This is a genomic window from Sulfurirhabdus autotrophica, assembly GCF_004346685.1.
Taxonomy (GTDB): domain Bacteria; phylum Pseudomonadota; class Gammaproteobacteria; order Burkholderiales; family SMCO01; genus Sulfurirhabdus; species Sulfurirhabdus autotrophica.
In genome coordinates this window covers 1-5,364 of the sequence record NZ_SMCO01000040.1, presented here as the reverse complement: position 1 = coordinate 5,364, position 5,364 = coordinate 1, and the positions used below count along the sequence as shown (strand labels likewise).

2 tRNA genes and 3 rRNA genes are annotated in these 5,364 nt (G+C 51.2%); all 5 read left to right on the top strand.

Going from position 1 to position 5,364, the window contains the following annotated elements:
* Window positions 1-151: 151 nt before the first annotated feature.
* Window positions 152-1,692 (top strand): 16S ribosomal RNA (locus EDC63_RS18195).
* A 117-nt stretch (window positions 1,693-1,809) separates the two neighbouring features.
* Window positions 1,810-1,886 (top strand) — tRNA-Ile (locus EDC63_RS18190).
* A 6-nt stretch (window positions 1,887-1,892) separates the two neighbouring features.
* A tRNA-Ala gene (locus tag EDC63_RS18185) sits at window positions 1,893-1,968 on the top strand.
* Window positions 1,969-2,243: 275 nt separating this feature from the next.
* A 23S ribosomal RNA gene (locus tag EDC63_RS18180) occupies window positions 2,244-5,127 on the top strand.
* A 115-nt stretch (window positions 5,128-5,242) separates the two neighbouring features.
* A 5S ribosomal RNA gene (rrf, locus tag EDC63_RS18175) occupies window positions 5,243-5,356 on the top strand.
* The 16S, 23S and 5S rRNA genes sit together here with 2 tRNA genes alongside, the layout of an rRNA operon.
* The last annotated feature ends 8 nt before the right edge of the window (window positions 5,357-5,364 follow it).

Genomic DNA, 5,364 nt, shown 5'->3' with positions numbered 1-5,364 from the left:
CGTTCTTTAAAAATATACAGTCGATAAGTGTGGGCGCAAGTCTTTGGGCACATCGAACCTGAGCAATTGGGTGCTGATGAAACTAAAAGAGTAAAAGCGCTCACAAGCTTGAGTTAAATTAAGTAAGTGAGCCAGCAGTAAAATTAAGATTAAACTGAAGAGTTTGATCCTGGCTCAGATTGAACGCTGGCGGAATGCTTTACACATGCAAGTCGAACGGCAGCACGGGTGCTTGCACCTGGTGGCGAGTGGCGAACGGGTGAGTAATACGTAGGAACATGTCCTGTAATGGGGGATAACGCACCGAAAGGTGTGCTAATACCGCATACGCCCTGAGGGGGAAAGCGGGGGATTCGAAAGAACCTCGCGTTATAGGAGTGGCCTACGGCTGATTAGCTAGTTGGTGAGGTAAAGGCTCACCAAGGCGACGATCAGTAGCTGGTCTGAGAGGATGATCAGCCACACTGGAACTGAGACACGGTCCAGACTCCTACGGGAGGCAGCAGTGGGGAATTTTGGACAATGGGGGCAACCCTGATCCAGCCATTCCGCGTGAGTGAAGAAGGCCTTCGGGTTGTAAAGCTCTTTCAGGAGGGAAGAAACGGTTTTGGCTAATACCTGAGACTAATGACGGTACCTTCAGAAGAAGCACCGGCTAACTACGTGCCAGCAGCCGCGGTAATACGTAGGGTGCGAGCGTTAATCGGAATTACTGGGCGTAAAGGGTGCGCAGGCGGTTTTGTAAGTCAGATGTGAAAGCCCCGGGCTTAACCTGGGAATTGCGTTTGAAACTACAAGACTAGAGTGTGTCAGAGGGGGGTAGAATTCCACGTGTAGCAGTGAAATGCGTAGAGATGTGGAGGAATACCGATGGCGAAGGCAGCCCCCTGGGATAACACTGACGCTCATGCACGAAAGCGTGGGGAGCAAACAGGATTAGATACCCTGGTAGTCCACGCCCTAAACGATGTCAACTAGTTGTCGGGAGCTTTATGCTTTTGGTAACGCAGCTAACGCGTGAAGTTGACCGCCTGGGGAGTACGGTCGCAAGATTAAAACTCAAAGGAATTGACGGGGGCCCGCACAAGCGGTGGATTATGTGGATTAATTCGATGCAACGCGAAAAACCTTACCTACCCTTGACATGCCAGGAACTTTCCAGAGATGGATTGGTGCCCGAAAGGGAGCCTGGACACAGGTGCTGCATGGCTGTCGTCAGCTCGTGTCGTGAGATGTTGGGTTAAGTCCCGCAACGAGCGCAACCCTTGTCATTAATTGCCATCATTCAGTTGGGCACTTTAATGAGACTGCCGGTGACAAACCGGAGGAAGGTGGGGATGACGTCAAGTCCTCATGGCCCTTATGGGTAGGGCTTCACACGTAATACAATGGCGCGTACAGAGGGTTGCCAACCCGCGAGGGGGAGCTAATCTCACAAAGCGCGTCGTAGTCCGGATTGTAGTCTGCAACTCGACTACATGAAGTCGGAATCGCTAGTAATCGCGGATCAGCATGTCGCGGTGAATACGTTCCCGGGCCTTGTACACACCGCCCGTCACACCATGGGAGTGGGTTTCACCAGAAGTAGTTAGCCTAACCGCAAGGGGGGCGATTACCACGGTGAGGTTCATGACTGGGGTGAAGTCGTAACAAGGTAGCCGTAGGGGAACCTGCGGCTGGATCACCTCCTTTCTAGAGTAAGCTCAAGGGTTTGCGTCCACACTTATCGACTGTAAGAAAAGTTTCGAGTATCAAGAATCGAGTTTCGAGTTAAAACCCGAAGCTTGAGACTTAAGGCTCGGAGACTCCGGGTCTGTAGCTCAGTTGGTTAGAGCACACGCTTGATAAGCGTGGGGTCGGTGGTTCAAGTCCACTCAGACCCACCAGAACACGGGGGATTAGCTCAGCTGGGAGAGCACCTGCTTTGCAAGCAGGGGGTCGTCGGTTCGATCCCGTCATCCTCCACCAAATTCCTCTTAAAAGGAAAGCGGTTGTGTCCTGGTGTGAGCTACACAAGAGAATTCAGAAATAAGTCGTCAGATTTATTTCTGGTTTCTTATGAAACTAGGCTGTTCTTTAACAAAATGGAAGAAGTAAAGGTTGTTGCCCGCAAGGGCAGCAACAATGGGTAATTGATTGTATCTGAACAGTCCTGTTTGATTTTTAGTCGGATCAAACGGACGCAAACATAGTACTAATGGTTTGACTTAGCTTTGAGTGGTGCGAGCTGCTTAAGGTTATAGGGTCAAGCGAATAAGTGCATGTGGTGGATGCCTTGGCGATTACAGGCGATGAAGGACGTGGCAGCCTGCGAAATGCCCCGGGGAGCTGGCAAGCAAGCTTTGATCCGAGGATGTCCGAATGGGGAAACCCACCCGCAAGGGTAACCTAGACTGAATACATAGGTCTAGCGTGGCGAACCTGCTGAACTGAAACATCTAAGTAGGCAGAGGAAAAGAAATCAACCGAGATTCCGAAAGTAGTGGCGAGCGAAATCGGAACAGCCGTCATGTTTTAGCAGTTGTATTAACAGAACGGAATGGAAAGTCCGGCGATAGAGGGTGATAGCCCCGTATGTGAAAATACAGTTGTGGAACTAAGCATGAGACAAGTAGGGCGGGACACGAGAAATCCTGTCTGAATATGGGGGGACCATCCTCCAAGGCTAAATACTCGTAATCGACCGATAGTGAACTAGTACCGTGAGGGAAAGGCGAAAAGAACCCCGGGAGGGGAGTGAAATAGATCCTGAAACCGCATGCATACAAACAGTGGGAGCGGACTTGTTCCGTGACTGCGTACCTTTTGTATAATGGGTCAGCGACTTACATTCAGTAGCGAGCTTAACCGAATAGGGGAGGCGTAGGGAAACCGAGTCTGATAAGGGCGTATAGTTGCTGGGTGTAGACCCGAAACCGGATGATCTATCCATGGCCAGGATGAAGGTGCGGTAACACGCACTGGAGGTCCGAACCCACTAACGTTGAAAAGTTAGGGGATGAGCTGTGGATAGGGGTGAAAGGCTAAACAAATCCGGAAATAGCTGGTTCTCTCCGAAAACTATTTAGGTAGTGCCTCATATATCACCCTCGGGGGTAGAGCACTGTTATGGCTAGGGGCATATTGCATGTTACCAAACCATGGCAAACTCCGAATACCGAGGAGTGCGAGTATGGGAGACAGACAGCGGGTGCTAACGTCCGTTGTCAAGAGGGAAACAACCCAGACCGCCAGCTAAGGTCCCAAAGCATAGTTAAGTGGAAAACGAAGTGGGAAGGCCCAGACAGCCAGGAGGTTGGCTTAGAAGCAGCCACCCTTTAAAGAAAGCGTAATAGCTCACTGGTCGAGTCGTCCTGCGCGGAAGATGTAACGGGGCTCAAACTATGCACCGAAGCTGCGGATATGTACTTGTACATATGGTAGGAGAGCGTTCTGTAAGCCTGTGAAGGTGTCTGGAGACGGATGCTGGAGGTATCAGAAGTGCGAATGCTGACATGAGTAGCGATAAAGGGAGTGAAAAGCTCCCTCGCCGAAAGCCCAAGGTTTCCTGCGCAACGTTCATCGGCGCAGGGTGAGTCGGCCCCTAAGGTGAGGCAGAGATGCGTAGCTGATGGGAAATAGGTTAATATTCCTATACCTTTATACAATGCGATGAGGGGACGGAGAAGGTTAGCTCAGCCAAGTGTTGGATGTCTTGGTTTAAGCGTGTAGGTGGATCTCTTAGGCAAATCCGGGAGGTCAACACTGAGGCGTGATGACGAGTTCTCATTGAGAACGAAGTGAGTGATACCATGCTTCCAAGAAAAGCCTCTAAGCTTCAGTTGTATGAAGACCGTACCGCAAACCGACACAGGTGGGCAGGGTGAGAATCCTAAGGCGCTTGAGAGAACTCAGGAGAAGGAACTCGGCAAATTGACACCGTAACTTCGGGAGAAGGTGTGCCCCAAGTATGTGAAGCGACTTGCTCGTGGAGCAGAACGGGGTTGCAGTGAACTGGTGGCTGCGACTGTTTAATAAAAACACAGCACTCTGCAAACACGAAAGTGGACGTATAGGGTGTGACGCCTGCCCGGTGCCGGAAGGTTAAATGATGGGGTGCAAGCTCTTGATTGAAGCCCCGGTAAACGGCGGCCGTAACTATAACGGTCCTAAGGTAGCGAAATTCCTTGTCGGGTAAGTTCCGACCCGCACGAATGGCGTAACGATGGCCACACTGTCTCCTCCTGAGACTCAGCGAAGTTGAAATGTTTGTGAAGATGCAATCTACCCGCTGCTAGACGGAAAGACCCCGTGCACCTTTACTGTAGCTTTACATTGGACTTTGAACCAATCTGTGTAGGATAGGTGGGAGGCTTTGAAGTGGGGACGCTAGTTCTCATGGAGCCATCCTTGAAATACCACCCTGGTTTGTTTGAGGTTCTAACCTAGGTCCATTATCTGGATCGGGGACCGTGTATGGTAGGCAGTTTGACTGGGGCGGTCTCCTCCCAAAGAGTAACGGAGGAGTACGAAGGTAACCTTAGCGCGGTCGGACATCGCGCTGTACGTGCAATGGCAAAAGGTTGCTTGACTGCGAGACTGACAAGTCGAGCAGGTGCGAAAGCAGGTCATAGTGATCCGGTGGTTCTGAATGGAAGGGCCATCGCTCAACGGATAAAAGGTACGCCGGGGATAACAGGCTGATTCCTCCCAAGAGTTCACATCGACGGGGGAGTTTGGCACCTCGATGTCGGCTCATCACATCCTGGGGCTGTAGCCGGTCCCAAGGGTATGGCTGTTCGCCATTTAAAGTGGTACGTGAGCTGGGTTTAAAACGTCGTGAGACAGTTTGGTCCCTATCTGCAGTGGGCGTTGGAAGTTTGAGGGGACCTGCTCCTAGTACGAGAGGACCGGAGTGGACGAACCTCTGGTGTACCGGTTATCACGCCAGTGGTATTGCCGGGTAGCTAAGTTCGGAAGAGATAACCGCTGAAAGCATCTAAGCGGGAAACTCGCCTCAAGATGAGACTTCCCGGGGGTTTAACCCCCCTAAAGGTTCGTCGGAGACTACGACGTTGATAGGTCGGGTGTGGAAGCGCAGTAATGTGTTAAGCTAACCGATACTAATTGACCGTGCGGCTTGATCCTATAACCTTAGGCAGTTTGCCGGAGCAATCAATTACCAAAATCTTTACTTCTTCTATTAGTTAAAGTGCACCACAGCATGCTTGGGCGTTGAGCAATCAGCGTCTCACCAGTTATGCTTGGCGGCCATAGCGAGTTGGACCCACTCCTTCCCATCCCGAACAGGACAGTGAAACGACTTTGCGCCGATGATAGTGTGGATTACCCATGCGAAAGTAGGTCACCGCCAGGCTTCTATTC